This is a genomic window from Pseudomonas sp. NPDC086566, assembly GCF_050280885.1.
In the GTDB taxonomy this organism is placed as follows: domain Bacteria; phylum Pseudomonadota; class Gammaproteobacteria; order Pseudomonadales; family Pseudomonadaceae; genus Aquipseudomonas; species Aquipseudomonas vlassakiae.
In genome coordinates this window covers 285,154-300,386 of the sequence record NZ_JBNNWD010000004.1, presented here as the reverse complement: position 1 = coordinate 300,386, position 15,233 = coordinate 285,154, and the positions used below count along the sequence as shown (strand labels likewise).

The 15,233-nt window shown below is 64.6% G+C and carries 16 protein-coding genes; 12 read left to right on the top strand and 4 right to left on the bottom strand.

Translation table 11 applies throughout. From position 1 onward, the window contains the following. Nucleotides 1–7: 7 nt before the first annotated feature. The 4 genes from ACQKPS_RS11320 to ACQKPS_RS11305 are packed head-to-tail and all read right to left on the bottom strand — an operon-like array spanning nucleotide 8 to nucleotide 3,444. The gene (locus ACQKPS_RS11320; RefSeq protein ID WP_427604261.1) at nucleotides 8–2,032 is read right to left on the bottom strand and encodes a methyl-accepting chemotaxis protein; all 2,025 of its coding nucleotides are present in this window, start codon (nucleotides 2,030–2,032) and stop codon (nucleotides 8–10) included. Nucleotides 2,033–2,079: 47 nt separating this feature from the next. Then, on the bottom strand, nucleotides 2,080–2,634 hold the full coding sequence (locus ACQKPS_RS11315; protein ID WP_254482782.1) for a chemotaxis protein CheW: 555 nt from the start codon (nucleotides 2,632–2,634) through the stop codon (nucleotides 2,080–2,082). Further along, nucleotides 2,631–2,996 (bottom strand): twitching motility response regulator PilH, encoded by a 366-nt coding sequence (pilH, locus tag ACQKPS_RS11310; RefSeq protein WP_136916931.1) that lies wholly within the window; start codon nucleotides 2,994–2,996, stop codon nucleotides 2,631–2,633. The genes ACQKPS_RS11315 and pilH overlap by 4 nt, the downstream gene beginning before the upstream one ends. A gap of 46 nt (nucleotides 2,997–3,042) precedes the next feature. Beyond that, nucleotides 3,043–3,444 carry a response regulator gene (locus tag ACQKPS_RS11305; RefSeq protein WP_254482781.1) on the bottom strand — a complete coding sequence of 134 codons (402 nt, stop codon included), beginning with the start codon at nucleotides 3,442–3,444 and terminating at the stop codon, nucleotides 3,043–3,045. 196 nt (nucleotides 3,445–3,640) lie between these two features. Here ACQKPS_RS11305 and gshB point away from each other — a divergent pair, with 196 nt between their 5' ends. From gshB to phaZ, 12 genes are all read left to right on the top strand, one after another. Then, nucleotides 3,641–4,594, top strand: a complete 954-nt coding sequence (gshB, locus tag ACQKPS_RS11300; protein ID WP_254482780.1) for a glutathione synthase — start codon at nucleotides 3,641–3,643, stop codon at nucleotides 4,592–4,594. A gap of 91 nt (nucleotides 4,595–4,685) precedes the next feature. Beyond that, the gene (locus ACQKPS_RS11295; RefSeq protein WP_254482779.1) at nucleotides 4,686–5,591 is read left to right on the top strand and encodes an energy transducer TonB; all 906 of its coding nucleotides are present in this window, start codon (nucleotides 4,686–4,688) and stop codon (nucleotides 5,589–5,591) included. An 87-nt stretch (nucleotides 5,592–5,678) separates the two neighbouring features. Then, complete coding sequence (locus ACQKPS_RS11290; protein WP_254482778.1) at nucleotides 5,679–6,248, top strand: YqgE/AlgH family protein; 570 nt, start codon at nucleotides 5,679–5,681, stop codon at nucleotides 6,246–6,248. Further along, on the top strand, nucleotides 6,248–6,673 hold the full coding sequence (ruvX, locus tag ACQKPS_RS11285; protein ID WP_254482776.1) for a Holliday junction resolvase RuvX: 426 nt from the start codon (nucleotides 6,248–6,250) through the stop codon (nucleotides 6,671–6,673). The genes ACQKPS_RS11290 and ruvX overlap by 1 nt, the downstream gene beginning before the upstream one ends. 63 nt (nucleotides 6,674–6,736) lie before the next feature. Then, nucleotides 6,737–7,255 (top strand): bifunctional pyr operon transcriptional regulator/uracil phosphoribosyltransferase PyrR, encoded by a 519-nt coding sequence (gene pyrR, locus ACQKPS_RS11280; protein ID WP_254482774.1) that lies wholly within the window; start codon nucleotides 6,737–6,739, stop codon nucleotides 7,253–7,255. Between the two features lie 13 nt (nucleotides 7,256–7,268). After that, a complete protein-coding gene (locus tag ACQKPS_RS11275) occupies nucleotides 7,269–8,273 on the top strand; it encodes an aspartate carbamoyltransferase catalytic subunit (protein WP_254482772.1) in 1,005 nt (334 codons plus the stop codon). Beyond that, a complete protein-coding gene (locus ACQKPS_RS11270; RefSeq protein WP_254482770.1) occupies nucleotides 8,270–9,541 on the top strand; it encodes a dihydroorotase in 1,272 nt (423 codons plus the stop codon). The genes ACQKPS_RS11275 and ACQKPS_RS11270 overlap by 4 nt, the downstream gene beginning before the upstream one ends. 226 nt (nucleotides 9,542–9,767) lie before the next feature. Continuing rightward, nucleotides 9,768–10,298 carry an ATP-dependent protease subunit HslV gene (gene hslV / locus ACQKPS_RS11265; protein ID WP_054884302.1) on the top strand — a complete coding sequence of 177 codons (531 nt, stop codon included), beginning with the start codon at nucleotides 9,768–9,770 and terminating at the stop codon, nucleotides 10,296–10,298. A gap of 74 nt (nucleotides 10,299–10,372) precedes the next feature. After that, the gene (gene hslU, locus ACQKPS_RS11260) at nucleotides 10,373–11,716 is read left to right on the top strand and encodes an ATP-dependent protease ATPase subunit HslU (RefSeq protein ID WP_254482769.1); all 1,344 of its coding nucleotides are present in this window, start codon (nucleotides 10,373–10,375) and stop codon (nucleotides 11,714–11,716) included. Between the two features lie 165 nt (nucleotides 11,717–11,881). Continuing rightward, nucleotides 11,882–12,259: a gamma-butyrobetaine hydroxylase-like domain-containing protein gene (locus ACQKPS_RS11255; protein ID WP_103445993.1), complete on the top strand. Its 378-nt coding sequence runs from the start codon at nucleotides 11,882–11,884 to the stop codon at nucleotides 12,257–12,259. Between the two features lie 353 nt (nucleotides 12,260–12,612). Next, the gene (gene phaC / locus ACQKPS_RS11250; RefSeq protein ID WP_427604057.1) at nucleotides 12,613–14,292 is read left to right on the top strand and encodes a class II poly(R)-hydroxyalkanoic acid synthase; all 1,680 of its coding nucleotides are present in this window, start codon (nucleotides 12,613–12,615) and stop codon (nucleotides 14,290–14,292) included. Between the two features lie 63 nt (nucleotides 14,293–14,355). After that, entirely contained in the window at nucleotides 14,356–15,207 is an 852-nt protein-coding gene (gene phaZ / locus ACQKPS_RS11245; RefSeq protein WP_060509739.1) for a poly(3-hydroxyalkanoate) depolymerase, read from the top strand. Nucleotides 15,208–15,233 lie beyond the last annotated feature (26 nt).

The following is a 15,233-nucleotide window of genomic DNA, read 5'->3' as shown; positions in this document are numbered from 1 at the left end:
GTGGTCCTCAGCTTCGCTCGGCGGGCGCCGGCAGGGTGAAACCAGAGACCGAGCGGCGCATTTCGCTAGCCATCCGCGCCAAGTGGCGGATGCTGTCGGCGGTGGCGCTGGAGCCGGCGGAGGTCTGCGCGGTGATCTGCTGGATCACCGCCATGGTGTGGGAAATCTGCCCTGCAGAAGAGGTCTGCAGCTGTGCGGCATCGGAGATGCTGTGGATAAGTTCGGCGAGGTTCTGCGATACGCCCTCGATCTCGGCCAGTGCCACGCCGGCATCCTGGGCCAGCCGCGCACCGCGCACCACCTCGGCGGTGGTCTGCTCCATGGAGATGACGGCCTCGTTGGTGTCCGCCTGGATGGTCCGCACCAGCGCTTCGATCTGCCGGGTTGCCGAGGACGAGCGCTCGGCCAGGCGCTGCACCTCATCGGCGACCACGGCAAAGCCGCGACCGGCCTCACCTGCCAGCGAGGCCTGAATCGCGGCATTGAGGGCAAGGATGTTGGTCTGGTCGGCGATGTCGTCGATCAGGCTGACGATGTCGCCGATTTCCTGGGAAGATTCGCCCAGGCGCTTGATCCGTTTGGCGGTGTCCTGGATCTGCTCGCGGATGTTGTCCATGCCATTGATGGTGTTATGCACCACTTCGTTGCCCTTGTTGGCGATCGCCACCGAGCGCTCGGCGACCTTGGCCGATTCATAGGCATGCGCGGAAACCCGGTCGATCGACTCGACCATATCGCCGACCGCCTCGGACGCCTCGCTGATCTGCTCGGCCTGGTGCTCCGAGGCCTTGGCCAGTTGGCGCGCGGTGTTCTGCGTGTCCTGCACGGCAGCCGCGACCTGCTCGGCGCTGTGGTTGATGGTGGCCACCAGGTCGCGCAGCTGATCGACCGAGTAGTTGATCGAATCGGCGATGGCACCGGTGAAATCTTCGGTCACCGACACGGTGACGGTCAGGTCGCCGTCGGCCAGCTCTTCGATTTCATCGAGCAGGCGCATGATCGCCTGCTGGTTGCGTTCGTTCTTTTCCGCGGTTTCCTGCAACTGGCGGTGGGTGGTGCGGACCATCACCAGGCCGATCAGGATGATCGAAGCCAGCGCCAGCAGGCCCAGCGCATAACCGCCGACGGTATCCAGGGTGCGGCCGCTGGCGAGGTTTTCGAAGCCGTTGGCCAGGTGCGAGGCCTCATCGAGCAAGGTTTGCGACAGGCTGAAGATGTTGCCCGCCGCTTCGCGCACGCGGAACAGCTCGGGCGAGGTTTCGAGGATTTCATCGACGGAACCTGCCACGAACTGGAACAGCTCGGCGATTTCCGCCAGGCGCGCGCGGGCGTCGGCGTCCTCGACGCGGGTCACCTGGATCGCCGGGTTGCCGCCGAGCATGCCCTCGAGCACCTGGCCGAAGCGGCTGGCATCGCGGCCGAAGGTATCGGCGGCCTGCGCCGCGGTGTCGTCGCCAGCCAGCACGGTATTGACCGACCCGAGGATACGCTCTGCCAGCAGCAGCTGGCGCTGGGCCACCACTACCTGATTGGCCGGGGCACCACTTTGCAGCAGGATCTCGACCACCTTTTCATATTCGACCTGCAATTGCGGTACGGTTTCGGCAAGGGTCGCCGCCACCTGGTGCAACGACAGCACGGTCTGTTCGCTGGCCAGAATGGTGTCGGTGTTCTTGCGCAGGTTTTCCCAGTCCTGGCGCACCGCTTCCATTTCATCGCGCACCGCAGGCGGCGCCCCTGGCAGGCCGGTGGACTTGTCACCTTCGCGCAGGTAGCTCCAGCGCCGCTCGAAGTCGTTGCGCGCATCCGACAGCAGCTTGAATGCCAGGGCCTTGCCCGCCGCGGCCTCGGTGGCGTTCTTGGCGATACGCTGGGACAACACCCGCAGCTCGCCGGCGTGGCCGATGTACTGTTTGTCGTGATTGGCCTGGGTATTGAGGTAGGCGAAGTTGGCGAACAACAGGATGATCGACAGGATCAGGATCACGAACAGCACGGTGATCTGCACGATGCTGCGCGTGCGGGGGGTCATGCTGGCGGGGGCGACGGGTGTGGCCGGCTTGTTCACGTTCGAAAGTCCTATAGCGCCACGTCAAGAAAGCCCGGCGCCTGGGCCAGGGCGAAGGGGCTGAAGATCGCCCAGTTGCGTTCACGCGGGAAGTGCCCCTGCACGAAGCGGGCAGCAGCCCGCAGCAATGGCTGCGGGGGCGACAGGTCCAGGCTGCTCAGGGCGAAATGCTGCAGCCCCAGTACCTCGTCAACCAGCAGGCCGACGAACAGGTCGTCATGGTCCAGCACCAGTACCCGTCGCTGCTTGCCTGGCGCAGCGGGGCCAAGGCCGAAGAAACTGCTCAGGTCCATGACCGGCAACAACCGGCCGCGCAGGTTGGCCACCCCGCACACCCAAGGCTGCACGCCGGGGACGCGGCTGCTGCGCGGCTCGCGCAGCACCTCGGCGACCTCGCCCATGGGGGCGACGAACCACTGCCCGGCGATGCGAAAACCGATACCGCTCCATTGCTGCAGGCGTGTGTCCTGCGGCGGCTGGTCGGCGACTAGCAGGCGGCAGCGCCGGTCGATGTCCAGCAACAGCTCGAAGGCGGTCAGCGACGCGCCCTGTGGGCGGGTGGTCAAGCGCCCAGCACTTCTTTGAGCTTGGCGATCAGCGCGTCCTCTTCCACCGGCTTGGTCAGGAAGTCGCGGGCGCCCTGGCGCGTGGCCCAGATACGGTCGGTTTCCTGGTCCTTGGTGGTCACCACCACCACAGGAATGGCGCGGGTTTCAGGGTCCTTGCTCAGCTGACGGGTCGCCTGGAACCCGTTCATGCCGGGCATGACGATGTCCATCAGCACCGCATCGGGCTTTTCCTGGCGGGCCAGGGCCACGCCGTCGGCTCCATTGTTGGCCTTGAGCACCTGGTGACCGTGCTTTTCCAGCCATTCGGTCAATCTGTACATCTCTGTCGGCGAGTCGTCGACAATCAGAACTCGGGCCATGCTGTTTCCCCATCAGGAAATGAAAGGCCGCGCCAGCGCGGCGTGGTCAGGGTGCGGTTTGTTCGGGCGCGACGAAACCGGGCACATGGGCCCTGATTGCGTCGAGCAGTTCTTCCTTGCTGAATGGTTTGGTCAGGAACTGGTCGGAACCGACCACCCGGCCGCGGGCCTTGTCGAACAGGCCATCGCGAGATGACAGGAGAATCACCGGGATGTCCTTGAAGGCACTGTTGTGCTTGATCACCGCACAGGTCTGATAACCGTCCAGACGGGGCATCAGCACATCGACGAAGATGATCTGTGGCTGGTGGTCAATGATCTTGGCCAGGGCATCGAAGCCGTCACTGGCGGTGATCACCTCGCAGCCCGCTTCGCCGAGCAACATCTGCGCGGTGCGGCGGATCGTGCGGGAGTCGTCGATCACCATCACCTTCAGGGGCTGTTCCATAAGTTGCGCTACCATCGCTGCACAGTGTGGGCTGCGAGCCACTGATGGCTTGCAGCTTGAAGCTGAGGGCATTTTTAGCACACTCCGGGGGGCCATTCCATCTACCGCCCCCTTGACCCGCGGCGTTCACGGCGCCACCCTGAGCCACTTTTCTTTCGATTGACCGCGGCCAACCGCCGCCAAGAGGAACCACCCCATGAGCGTTCGCCTCGGCATTGTCATGGACCCGATCGCGTCCATCTCCTACAAGAAGGACAGCTCGCTGGCCATGCTGCTGGCCGCCCAGGCCCGCGGCTGGGAGCTGTTCTACATGGAGCAGCGCGACCTTTATCTGGGTGCCGGCCAGGCCCGTGCGCAGATGCGCCCGCTGAAGGTCTTCGCCGACCCGGCGCGCTGGTTCGAGCTGGGCGACGAGCAAGACAGTGCCCTGGCCGAACTGGACGTGATCCTGATGCGCAAGGATCCGCCGTTCGACATGGAGTTCGTCTACAGCACCTATCTGTTGGAGCAAGCGGAGCGCGAAGGTGTGCTGGTGGTCAACCGCCCGCAAAGTCTGCGCGACTGCAACGAAAAACTGTTCGCCACCCAGTTCCCGCAGTGCATGGCGCCCACCCTGGTCAGCCGCCGCGTCGACATCCTGCGTGAGTTCGCCAACAGCCGGGGTGACGTGATCCTCAAGCCGCTGGACGGCATGGGCGGTGCGTCGGTGTTCCGCCATCGCAAGGACGACCCCAACCTGTCGGTCATCCTGGAAACGCTGACCCAGCATGGCACCCAGCAGATCATGGCCCAGGAATACCTGCCGCAGATCGTCGACGGCGACAAGCGCATCCTGATGATCGACGGCGAACCGGTCGACTACTGCCTGGCGCGTATCCCGGCCAGCGGCGAAACCCGTGGCAACCTGGCTGCCGGTGGTCGTGGTGAAGCCCGCCCGCTGACGGAACGCGACCGCTGGATCGCCGCCCAGGTCGGTCCGACCCTGCGTGAAAAGGGCCTGCTGTTCGTTGGCCTGGACGTGATCGGCGACTCTCTCACCGAAATCAACGTCACCAGCCCCACTTGCATCCGCGAGATCGACGCTGCCTACAACACCGATATCGGTGGCAAGCTGATGGATGCCATTGATCGCCAGCTCAAGGCGCGCTGACCGCCGACGCGGAGCAAATGCGCGGAGTGGGGTATGATGCCGGTCCTTTTCGACTGAGCTGCTGCCCCGCCCTGCGGTTGCTGGATACCTGATGACGCTGCCTGCCGACATCCCTTCCGACCTGCTGCCACCGCGCGTTCGCCCGGTGGACCGGCTTGGCTTTACCTTGTTCCTGGCTGCCCTGGTGCACCTGGCGTTGATCCTTGGCGTGGGCTTTACCGTGGTCAAACCCGCCGAAATCCGCCAGACCATGGACATCACCCTGGCCACCTTCAAGAGCGAAAAGGCACCGAAGAAGGCTGATTACCAAGCCCAGGCCAACCAGCAGGGCAGCGGCACGCTGGAAAAGAAAGCGGTGCCGACCACCACCGAAGTGGCGCCGTTCCAGGACAGCAAGATCAACAAGGTCACCCCGCCACCTGCGGCCAAGCCGGAGGTAGTTCCACCGCCCGCGCCGGAGAAATCCGCGGTGGCGACCAAGGCGCCGAAAGCGCAGAAGGTCGAGCCCAAGCCCAAGGAAAGCAAGCCACAGCCCAAGGCGCCAGCGGCCACCCCGGACTTCGACAGTTCGCAATTGTCGAGCCAGATCGCCAGCCTTGAGGCGGAACTTTCCAACGAACAGCAGATGTACGCCAAGCGTCCGAAGATTCACCGCCTCAATGCGGCTTCGACCATGCGCGACAAGGGCGCCTGGTACAAGGAGGAGTGGCGCAAGAAGGTCGAGCGGGTGGGTAACCTCAACTACCCCGACGAGGCACGCCGGCAACAGATATACGGCAACTTGCGCATGATGGTGTCGATCAACCGCGATGGCTCGCTGTATGAGGTATTGGTGCTGGAGTCATCCGGGCAGCCGGTGCTGGACCAGGCCGCCCAGCGCATCGTGCGGCTGGCGGCGCCCTTTGCGCCGTTTACCGGGGACCTGGCCGAGTTTGACCGGCTGGAGATCATCCGCACCTGGCGCTTTGCCCGCGGCGACCGCCTGTCCAGTAACTGATCCTCAGCCTGCTCTCTCTTCTTTGGGAGCGCGCAAGCCTTGTTGCGCACCTTGTCAGCCTCGCCACCTGGCGCCACACTATCCCCCATGAAAACCCTCACCCCGAGCTACCTCAAGCATCAGTTCCTGATCGCCATGCCGCACATGGCCGATCCGAACTTCGCCCAGACCCTCACGTACATCGTCGAGCACAACGCCAATGGCGCCATGGGCCTGGTGGTCAACCGACCACAGGAGCTGAACCTGGCCGACATTCTCGAGCAGTTGCGCCCCAACGAGGTACCTCCGGCCAGCACCCTGCAGGTGCCCATCTACCAGGGTGGGCCGGTCCAGACTGACCGCGGCTTTGTCCTGCACAGCAGCGAGTGCAGCTACCAGGCCACCGTCGGACTGCAGGGCCTGTCGCTGTCCACTTCGCAGGACGTGCTGTTTGCCATCGCCGAAGGCGTAGGGCCACAACAAAGCCTGATCACCCTTGGTTATGCCGGCTGGGAAGCGGGCCAACTGGAAGCTGAACTGGCCGACAACGCCTGGCTCAACTGCCCGTTCGACCCGGACATCCTCTTCGCCATGGCCAGCGAGCAACGCCTGGGCGCCGCCGCCCGCAGCCTGGGGATCAACCTCAGCTTGCTGACCAGCCAGGCGGGGCACGCCTGATGGCCGAACTGCGCCTGCTGCTGGGCTTCGACTATGGCAGCAAACAGATCGGTGTGGCCGTCGGCCAGGTGATAACCGGGCAGGCTCGCGAGCTGTGCACCCTGAAGGCGCAGAACGGCGTGCCGGACTGGGCTCAGGTGGAAAAGCTCATCAGCGAGTGGAAGCCCGATGCCATCGTCGTCGGCCTGCCGCTGAACATGGACGGCACACCCAGCGAAATGAGCGAGCGCGCGGAAAAGTTCGCCCGCCGCCTCAATGGCCGCTTCAACCTGCCGGTGCACACCCACGACGAACGCCTGACCACCTTCGAGGCCAAAGGCGAGCGCCTGGCCCGTGGCGGCCAGCGCGGCAGCTACCGTGACAACCCGGTCGACGCCATCGCCGCAGCCTTGCTGCTGCAAGGCTGGCTGGAGGCCAACACCTGATTTTTCCCGCGTTTACGTCGAGGCAATGACAACGCCCCCCCGGCGCCCCCCAGGAGATACGCAATGAGCCTACCCAATCCCGCCGACCTGATCCGGCAGATGGCTGTCGACCTTCGCGCCCATCTGGCCCGTCGCAATATCGCCGAGCCGCGCTTCATCGGCATCCGCACTGGCGGCGTCTGGGTTGCCCAGGCCCTGCAGGAAGCGATGGCCGACCAGAGCCCGCTCGGCACCCTGGACGTGTCGTTCTATCGCGATGACTTCAGCCAGAACGGCCTGCACCCGCAGGTGCGCCCCTCGGAGCTGCCCTTCGAAGTCGAAGGCCAGCACCTGGTGCTGATCGATGACGTACTGATGAGCGGCCGCACCATCCGCGCCGCGCTCAACGAACTGTTCGATTATGGCCGCCCGGCCAGTGTCACCCTGGTCTGCCTGCTCGACCTGGATGCTGGCGAATTGCCCATTCGCCCCAACGTGCTCGGCGCCACCCTGTCGCTGGCCGCCCATGAACGGGTAAAATTGACCGGACCCGCCCCGCTCGCCCTCGAGCGCCAGGACCTCGCCACCGCTTCTGTCCTTTAAGAGTCCCCTCGCGATGACGCCAATCGACGCCAAGCGCCCGCTGCAGCTCAATGATCAGGGCCAGCTGCGCCACTTCCTCTCGCTCGACGGTTTGCCCCGCGAACTGCTCACCGAGATCCTCGACACCGCCGACTCGTTCCTCGAAGTCGGCGCCCGGGCCGTGAAGAAAGTCCCGTTGCTGCGCGGCAAGACCGTATGCAACGTGTTCTTCGAGAACTCGACCCGTACCCGCACCACCTTCGAACTGGCCGCCCAGCGCCTGTCGGCCGACGTGATCAGCCTGAACGTGTCGACCTCCTCGACCAGCAAAGGCGAGACCCTGTTCGACACCCTGCGCAACCTCGAAGCCATGGCTGCCGACATGTTCGTCGTGCGTCACTCCGACTCCGGCGCGGCGCACTTCATCGCCGAGCACGTGTGCCCGGAGGTCGCGGTGATCAACGGCGGTGACGGCCGCCACGCGCACCCGACCCAGGGCATGCTCGACATGCTGACCATCCGCCGTCACAAGGGCAGCTTCGAGAACCTCTCGGTGGCGATCGTCGGTGACATCCTGCACTCGCGCGTGGCGCGCTCCGACATGCTCGCGCTGAAGGCCCTGGGCTGCCCGGACATCCGCGTGATTGGCCCGAAAACCCTGATCCCGGTCGGTATCGAGCAGTACGGCGTAAAGGTCTACACCGACCTTGCCGAGGGCCTGAAGGACGTCGACGTGGTGATCATGCTGCGCCTGCAGCGCGAGCGCATGGCCGGTGGCCTGTTGCCCAGTGAAGGCGAGTTCTACCGCCTGTTCGGCCTGACCACCGCGCGCCTGGCCGGGGCCAAGCCCGACGCGATCGTCATGCACCCGGGCCCGATCAACCGCGGCGTGGAGATCGAATCGGCGGTGGCCGACGGCAAACACTCGGTGATCCTCAACCAGGTTACCTACGGCATCGCCGTGCGCATGGCCGTGCTGTCCATGGCCATGAGCGGGCAGAACGCGCAACGTCAATTCGACCAGGAGAACGCTCAGTGACCATCAGCATTCTTGGCGCCCGGGTCATCGACCCTGTCAGCGGCCTGGACCAGGTCACCGACCTGCACCTGGATGGCGGCCGCATCGCCGCCATCGGCGCCGCCCCGGCCGGCTTCAGCGCCAGCCGCACGATCGAAGCCGGCGGCCTGATCGCCGCGCCCGGCTTGGTCGACCTTGGCGTCTCGCTGCGCGAGCCGGGCTACAGCCGCAAGGGCTCGATCGCCAGTGAAACCCGCGCCGCCGTGGCCGGTGGCGTCACCAGCCTGTGCTGCCCACCGCAGACCAAGCCGGTGCTGGATACTTCGGCTGTGGCCGAACTGATCCTCGACCGCGCCCGCGAAGCGGCCAACAGCAAGGTCTACCCGATCGGCGCCCTGACCAAGGGCCTGGAGGGCGAGCAACTGGCCGAACTGGTCGCACTGCGCGACACCGGTTGCGTGGCCTTCGGCAACGGCCTGAAGGAAATTCCCAACAACCGTACCCTGGCCCGTGCCCTGGAGTACGCCGCCACTTTCGACCTGACCGTGGTGTTCCACTCCCAGGACCACGACCTGGCCCAGGGTGGCCTGGCCCACGAAGGCGCCATGGCCAGCTTCCTCGGCCTGCCCGGCATCCCGGAGACCGCCGAGACCGTAGCCTTGGCGCGCAACCTGCTGCTGGTGGAACAGACCGGCGTGCGTGCGCACTTCACCCAGATCACCAGTGCCCGCGGCGCAAGGCTAATCGAACAGGCCCAGCAGTTGGGCCTGCCGGTGACCGCCGACGTGGCGCTGTACCAGCTGATCCTGACCGACGAGTCGCTGCGTGAGTTCTCCAGCCTGTACCACGTGCAGCCGCCACTGCGCACCGCCGCCGACCGCGACGGCCTGCGTGCGGCGGTTAAATCGGGGGTAATCCAGGCGATCTCCAGCCACCACCAGCCTCACGAACGCGATGCCAAGCTGGCCCCGTTCGGTGCCACCGAGCCGGGCATCAGCAGCGTCGAACTGCTGCTGCCGCTGGCCATGACCCTGGTCGAGGACGGCCTGCTCGACCTGCCGACCCTGCTCGCCCGCCTTAGCAGCGGCCCGGCCAAGGCCATGCGCCTGCCGGCCGGCGAGCTGAAAGTCGGCGGCGCCGCCGACCTGGTGCTGTTCGACGCCAAGGCCTCGACGATTGCCGGTGAGCAATGGCTGTCGCGTGGCGAGAACTGCCCGTTCATCGGCCACTGCCTGCCGGCGGCGGTGCGTTATACCTTGGTCGATGGGCACGTCTGTCACGAGGCCTGAGTAGGCCCTTCGCGGGCTCGCCCGCTCCCACAGGCTTAGCGCAGGCCTTGGCCTTGTGACAAACCTGTGGGAGCGGGCATGTCGGGGCGCCGAACCGCCGCGAAGGGGCCAACACAGATGCCCCTGCCAGGCGCGACCATTCATCCCCCGCGGTTGAAATCCTTCCCCCCACCCCCATATGAGTCTGCATCAGGCAATTTTGCCCCGCTGCGTGGAGACTCTCCCCTTGACCACCATCGTTTCTGTCCGCCGTAACGGCAAAGTCGTCATGGGCGGCGACGGCCAGGTATCCCTCGGCAACACCGTGATGAAAGGCAACGCCAAGAAAGTCCGTCGCCTGTACAACGGTCAAGTGATCGCCGGTTTCGCCGGTGCCACCGCCGACGCCTTCACCCTGTTCGAGCGCTTCGAAGCCCAGTTGCAGAAACACTCCGGCCATCTGGTGCGTGCCGCTGTCGAGCTGGCCAAGGAATGGCGTACCGACCGCTCCCTCAGCCGCCTGGAAGCCATGCTGGCGGTGGCCAACAAGGACGCATCGCTGATCATCACCGGCAACGGTGACGTGGTCGAGCCGGAAGACGGCCTGATCGCCATGGGCTCCGGTGGCGGTTATGCCCAGGCTGCAGCCCGCGCCCTGCTGAACAAGACCGACCTGTCGGCCCGGGAGATCACCGAGACCGCCCTGAACATCGCCGGTGACATCTGCGTGTTCACCAACCACAACCTGACCATCGAGGAGCAGGACCTGGCCGAGTAAGCAGCTGTTCTGGCGTCCCGCTCAGAGCGGGACTTTTCCACGCTGACCTACTCCGCTCGAGGACCATTTTCATCATGTCCATGACCCCCCGCGAGATCGTCCACGAACTCAACCGTCACATCATCGGCCAGGACGACGCCAAGCGCGCTGTCGCCATTGCCCTGCGCAACCGCTGGCGGCGGATGCAGCTGCCGGTCGAGCTGCGCGCCGAAGTGACGCCAAAGAACATCCTGATGATCGGCCCTACCGGCGTCGGCAAGACCGAAATCGCCCGCCGCCTGGCCAAGCTGGCCAACGCACCGTTCCTCAAGGTCGAGGCCACCAAGTTCACTGAAGTGGGCTATGTCGGCCGCGATGTCGAGTCGATCATCCGTGACCTGGCCGATGCCGCGCTGAAAATGCTGCGCGAGCAGGAAATCGTCCGCGTGCGCCACCGTGCCGAAGACGCCGCCGAAGACCGCATCCTCGACGCCCTGCTGCCGCAGGCGCGGGTCAGCAGCTTCAGCGAGGAAGCCGCGCAGACCAGCACCGATTCCAACACCCGCCAGCTGTTCCGCAAGCGCCTGCGCGAAGGCCAGCTGGACGACAAGGAAATCGAGATCGAAGTGGCCGACAACATGGGCGTTGAGATCGCCGCGCCACCCGGCATGGAAGAGATGACCAACCAGCTGCAGAGCCTGTTCGCCAACATGGGCAAAGGCAAGCGCAAGGCCCGCAAGCTGAAGGTCAAGGACGCCCTGAAGATGGTGCGCGACGAAGAAGCCAGCCGCCTGGTCAACGAAGAAGAGCTCAAGGGCAAGGCCCTCGAAGCGGTCGAGCAGCACGGCATCGTGTTCATCGACGAAATCGACAAGGTGGCCAAGCGTGGCAACGTCGGCGGTGCCGATGTCTCCCGTGAGGGCGTGCAGCGCGACCTGCTGCCGCTGATCGAAGGCTGCACCGTCAACACCAAACTGGGCATGGTCAAGACCGACCACATCCTGTTCATCGCTTCCGGTGCGTTCCACCTGAGCAAGCCGAGCGACCTGGTACCGGAACTGCAGGGCCGCCTGCCGATCCGTGTCGAACTGAAGGCGCTGACCCCGGAAGACTTCGAGCGCATCCTGAAAGAGCCACACGCGTCGTTGACCGAGCAGTACAGTGCACTGCTCAAGACCGAAGGCCTGAACATCGAGTTCGCTGCCGACGGCATCAAGCGCCTGGCCGAGATTGCCTACCAGGTGAACGAGAAGACCGAGAACATCGGTGCCCGCCGCCTGCACACCCTGCTCGAGCGCCTGCTCGAAGAGGTGTCGTTCAGTGCCGGCGACCTGGCCAGCAGCCACGACGAAGCGCCGATTGTCATCGATGCAGCGTATGTGAACGGCCACCTCGGTGAGCTGGCGCAGAACGAAGACCTGTCGCGCTACATCCTGTAAAAGCGGCGTCGTCTTATTCGCGGGACAAGCCCGCTCCCACAGGTTCACCACAATCTTCAAGATTGTGGTGAACCTGTGGGAGCGGGCTTGTCCCGCGAAAGGGCCCTTGAATCCCGCCACAGGAAGCTGGAAGCTTGCACCATCAGCTCCCGAGAGATTCAGACCATGGCCCGCCTGCCCACCGCCATCAACCTGCACAAAGCCTCCAAGACCCTCAGCCTTACCTACGCCCCCGGCGAGGTGTACCAGCTGCCCGCCGAATTTCTGCGGGTGCACTCGCCTTCCGCCGAAGTCCAGGGCCACGGCAACCCCATCCTGCAATTCGGCAAGATCAATGTCGGCCTCATCGGCCTGGAACCTGCCGGCCAATATGCACTGAAACTGACCTTCGACGACGGCCATGACAGCGGCCTGTTCACCTGGGAGTACCTCGAGCAGTTGTGCCTGCGCCAGGAGCAACTGTGGGCCGAGTACCTCGATGAGCTGCACAAGGCCGGCAAGTCCCGCGACCCGGCCGAATCGGTGGTCAAACTCATGCTCTAGCGCAAGCCTTCCAGGCATTAGAGCGCATTTTCTAATCTCATCTGTTTGAATGCCTTACAGACAACTCTTGAACGGGTTGTCTTGCGCATTACACGAAAGTCGGGTAACCAATGGAGCTGGCAAGTTCCCTGCATCGCCTTGAAGGCAATCAGGCACTGGTCGGTATGTAGAGGTCGCGAGCGAAAGCAGGCTGTCTTCACACGCAGAATCCCCCGCAGCTCATCGCCGAAAGCATCCGGCCCGCAGCACCGCTGTTCCTTATCACTGGTCACCCGAGTAGCAGTACCGGGCTGTCCGCTGTGCCTTGCGCCACAGCAATCCGGTACTCGTCTCAGGACAACGGAGCGTCGTAGATGAGTAACAAGAACAACGATGAGTTGCAGCGGCAGGCCTCGGAAAACACCCTGGGGCTGAACCCGGTCATCGGCATCCGCCGCAAGGACCTGCTGAGCTCTGCGCGCACCGTGCTGCGTCAGGCCGTGCGCCAACCGCTGCACAGTGCCAAGCATGTGGCGCACTTCGGCCTGGAGCTGAAAAACGTGCTGCTGGGCAAGTCCAGCCTCGCCCCGGAAAGTGACGACCGTCGCTTCCTGGACCCGGCCTGGAGCAAGAACCCGCTTTACCGCCGTTACCTGCAGACTTACCTGGCCTGGCGCAAGGAGTTGCAGGAGTGGGTCGGCAACAGTGACCTGTCGCCCCAGGACATCGCCCGCGGGCAGTTCGTCATCAACCTGCTGACCGAGGCCATGGCGCCGACCAACACCCTGTCCAACCCGGCGGCCGTCAAACGCTTCTTCGAAACCGGCGGCAAGAGCCTGCTGGACGGGCTGTCCAACCTGGCCAAGGATGTGGTCAACAACGGCGGCATGCCCAGCCAGGTCAACATGGACGCGTTCGAGGTCGGCAAGAACCTGGGCACCAGCGAAGGCGCCGTGGTCTACCGCAACGATGTACTGGAGCTGATCCAGTACAGCCCCATCACCGAGCAGGTGCATGCCCGCCCGCTGCTGGTGGTGCCGCCGCAGATCAACAAGTTCTACGTCTTCGACCTGAGCCCGGAAAAGAGCCTGGCGCGCTTCTGCCTGCGCTCGCAGCAGCAGACCTTCATCATCAGCTGGCGCAACCCGACCAAGGCCCAGCGCGAATGGGGCCTGTCGACATACATCGATGCGCTGAAGGAGGCGGTCGATGCGGTACTGGCGATCACCGGCAGCAAAGACCTGAACATGCTTGGCGCCTGCTCCGGCGGCATCACCTGCACCGCGCTGGTCGGCCACTATGCCGCGCTGGGCGAGCAGAAGGTCAATGCCCTGACCCTGCTGGTCAGCGTGCTGGACACCACGTTGGACACCGAGGTTGCACTGTTCGTCGACGAACAGACGCTCGAAGCCGCCAAGCGCCACTCCTATCAGTCCGGCGTGCTCGAAGGCAGCGACATGGCCAAGGTATTCGCCTGGATGCGCCCCAACGACCTGATCTGGAACTACTGGGTCAACAACTACCTGCTCGGCAACGAGCCACCGGTGTTCGACATCCTGTTCTGGAACAACGACACCACCCGCTTGCCTGCCGCCTTCCACGGCGACCTGATCGAACTGTTCAAGAACAACCCCCTGACTCGCCCGCAAGCCCTGGAAGTGTGCGGCACCGCCATCGACCTGAAGAAAGTCCAGTGCGACATTTTCAGCGTCGCCGGCACCTCCGACCACATCACCCCGTGGCAATCGTGCTACCGCTCGGCGCACCTGTTCGGCGGCAAGATCGAGTTCGTGCTGTCCAACAGCGGACACATCCAGAGCATCCTCAACCCGCCTGGCAATCCCAAGGCCCGCTTCATGACCGGCGCCGACCGCCCGGGCGACCCGGTAGCCTGGCAAGAAAACGCCGAAAAGCATGCCGACTCCTGGTGGCTGTACTGGCAGACTTGGCTGGGCGAGCGCGCTGGCGACCTGAAAAAGGCCCCGACGCGCCTGGGCAACCGTGCCTATGCCGCCGGCGAGGCGGCACCCGGCACTTACGTACACGAGCGTTGAGTCGCAATGCCGTGGCCGCCTGCAGCGTGCCACGGTACATTTTCAAGCCATAGAGCCACGCGCATGCCGCTACCCTACATCTTCCGCACCGTCGAGCTGGACGACCAATCCATCCGTACTGCGGTGCGCCCGGGCAAGCCGCACCTGACGCCGCTGCTGATCTTCAACGGCATCGGCGCCAACCTGGAGCTGGTGTTCCCTTTCATCGAGGCACTCGACCCAGACCTGGAAGTCATTGCTTTCGACGTGCCCGGCGTGGGCGGCTCGTCCACCCCGCGCCACCCGTACCGCTTTCCCGGCCTGGCCAAGCTGACCGCACGCATGCTGGATTACCTGGACTACGGCCAGGTCAATGTCATCGGCGTGTCCTGGGGCGGCGCGCTGGCCCAGCAATTCGCCCACGACTACCCCGAGCGCTGCAAGAAGCTGGTACTTGCAGCCACCGCCGCCGGTGCGGTGATGGTGCCGGGCAAGCCCAAGGTGCTGTGGATGATGGCCAGCCCCAGGCGCTACGTACAGCCATCGCATGTCATCCGCATCGCGCCGCTGATCTACGGTGGCGGTTTTCGCCGCGACCCCGACCTGGCCATGCACCATGCGGCCAAGGTGCGCTCGGGCGGCAAGCTGGGGTATTACTGGCAACTGTTCGCCGGCCTTGGCTGGACCAGCATCCACTGGCTGCACAAGATCCAGCAACCGACCCTGGTGCTGGCCGGCGATGACGACCCGCTGATCCCGCTGATCAACATGCGCCTGCTGGCCTGGCGAATTCCCAATGCCCAGCTACACATTATCGACGACGGTCATCTGTTCCTGATCACCCGGGCCGAGGCTGTCGCCCCCATCATCATGAAGTTTCTCCAGCAAGAGCGTCAGCGCGCGGTCATGCACCCCAGTCCGGCCTCTGGTGGCTGAATTGTTGCTTGCTGTTGCACGAGCAC

What these genes read in the sequence shown, in the direction of transcription:
- ACQKPS_RS11295 (WP_254482779.1), top strand. Translation starts at nt 4,686, where the DNA reads ATGACGCTGCCTGCCGACATCCCTTCCGACCTGCTGCCACCGCGCGTT.
- hslU (WP_254482769.1), top strand. Translation starts at nt 10,373, where the DNA reads ATGTCCATGACCCCCCGCGAGATCGTCCACGAACTCAACCGTCACATC.
- ACQKPS_RS11255 (WP_103445993.1), top strand. Translation starts at nt 11,882, where the DNA reads ATGGCCCGCCTGCCCACCGCCATCAACCTGCACAAAGCCTCCAAGACC.
- ACQKPS_RS11290 (WP_254482778.1), top strand. Translation starts at nt 5,679, where the DNA reads ATGAAAACCCTCACCCCGAGCTACCTCAAGCATCAGTTCCTGATCGCC.
- ACQKPS_RS11305 (WP_254482781.1), bottom strand. Translation starts at nt 3,444, where the DNA reads ATGGAACAGCCCCTGAAGGTGATGGTGATCGACGACTCCCGCACGATC.
- phaC (WP_427604057.1), top strand. Translation starts at nt 12,613, where the DNA reads ATGAGTAACAAGAACAACGATGAGTTGCAGCGGCAGGCCTCGGAAAAC.
- ACQKPS_RS11275 (WP_254482772.1), top strand. Translation starts at nt 7,269, where the DNA reads ATGACGCCAATCGACGCCAAGCGCCCGCTGCAGCTCAATGATCAGGGC.
- ruvX (WP_254482776.1), top strand. Translation starts at nt 6,248, where the DNA reads ATGGCCGAACTGCGCCTGCTGCTGGGCTTCGACTATGGCAGCAAACAG.
- ACQKPS_RS11320 (WP_427604261.1), bottom strand. Translation starts at nt 2,032, where the DNA reads ATGACCCCCCGCACGCGCAGCATCGTGCAGATCACCGTGCTGTTCGTG.
- pyrR (WP_254482774.1), top strand. Translation starts at nt 6,737, where the DNA reads ATGAGCCTACCCAATCCCGCCGACCTGATCCGGCAGATGGCTGTCGAC.
- phaZ (WP_060509739.1), top strand. Translation starts at nt 14,356, where the DNA reads ATGCCGCTACCCTACATCTTCCGCACCGTCGAGCTGGACGACCAATCC.
- gshB (WP_254482780.1), top strand. Translation starts at nt 3,641, where the DNA reads ATGAGCGTTCGCCTCGGCATTGTCATGGACCCGATCGCGTCCATCTCC.
- pilH (WP_136916931.1), bottom strand. Translation starts at nt 2,996, where the DNA reads ATGGCCCGAGTTCTGATTGTCGACGACTCGCCGACAGAGATGTACAGA.